At 36.7% G+C, this 1,127-nt stretch carries 1 protein-coding gene; it reads right to left on the reverse strand.

Features of this window, described 5'->3' with window-relative positions; translation table 11 throughout:
* Positions 1-11: 11 nt before the first annotated feature.
* Positions 12-1,070, reverse strand: a complete 1,059-nt coding sequence (locus tag Q5691_RS27595; RefSeq protein WP_333212895.1) for an IS630 family transposase — start codon at positions 1,068-1,070, stop codon at positions 12-14.
* Positions 1,071-1,127: the final 57 nt, after the last annotated feature.

The following is a 1,127-nucleotide window of genomic DNA, read 5'->3' on the forward strand; positions in this document are numbered from 1 at the left end:
ATACCAATTCACTATGAACCTGCACTTAATATAGCTTCAAGGATATAGTCCCAACCACAGAGAGATAAAACTTCTTCATTCGTGAGAGATTTGATAATTATATCTACCTGTTCTTTGAGTTTATCTAAACTCGAATAATTTGCCCACTTCAGGTCTTTTTTTGTATGTTCCCACAATCTTTCAATCGGATTCAATTCAGGACTATACGCAGGTAAATATATTGGCATTACATGGTCATGCCAGTCTAATAAGAGAGCTTTATGAAAGCTACCATTATCCATGATAATTAGATTGAAATAGTCTGAGTATTTTTGAGCAAATCCATTTAAAAACTCTTGAAAGCAGTTGTGATTGAGCTGAGAAAATTCTTGATAATATTGTTCACCTGTTGATGGCTCTACAACTCCATAAACATAGAAGTTTCCTCGCTTCCATTGCTTTTGCCCGACGGGTTTTATCCCCTTCAATGTAATCATCCTGCCCTGCATAGTAATCAATCCAAATCTACTCTCGTCCTGACACCATATCCTTACAGGCTGTCCTGTTCCGAAATATTTAATCATTACTTTGATAATCTCCCACAGTTTTTTTTTGAAGTTGGTCTGTGCAACTTCGTTCACCTTATTGCTTTGGGGTCTTGGGACTTTGAGGTAAGATTTTAATTTATAATGAACTAGGTCATGTACGACTTTATAGCTCACTTTGATTCCGCATTCTTTTTCTAGCCATATCTGTAATTTGCCATAACTTGTTTCCCCCTCTGGCTCTTGCAGCTTTTTGATTAATTTTTCTCTAACTTCAGGTGGTATATGTGGAGTCTTACCGGGAGCTTTTTTTACTGTGAGTAATGAGGTAATTCCACCTTGTTTGTAAGCTCTTAACCAACGATATATTGTTGATTCGTCTCGCTTCAGCATCGTGACTAATTCTTCTCTTGTTTTGATTCTTTTGGTGGCAATCCAGTATAATAGCAGTAATTTTTCTTTACTTACTGCGGTTATAGCCCGTTGGAGTCGATGCTCTAGTTCCTCAACCGTTTCCTGAATTTCTACCTTAAATTTGTTAGCCATATTGCATCTCCTCTACTTTTAGCCTAAATTTAGTGTACCTTCATAGTGAATTGGTAT

Origin of the sequence: Microcoleus sp. w1-18aA5, from assembly GCF_036701705.1 — a bacterium.
Lineage (GTDB): Bacteria > Cyanobacteriota > Cyanobacteriia > Cyanobacteriales > Microcoleaceae > Microcoleus.

Excerpts from the sequence above, each read along its gene's own strand:
- Q5691_RS27595 (WP_333212895.1), bottom strand. The coding sequence starts at position 1,070 with ATGGCTAACAAATTTAAGGTAGAAATTCAGGAAACGGTTGAGGAACTA.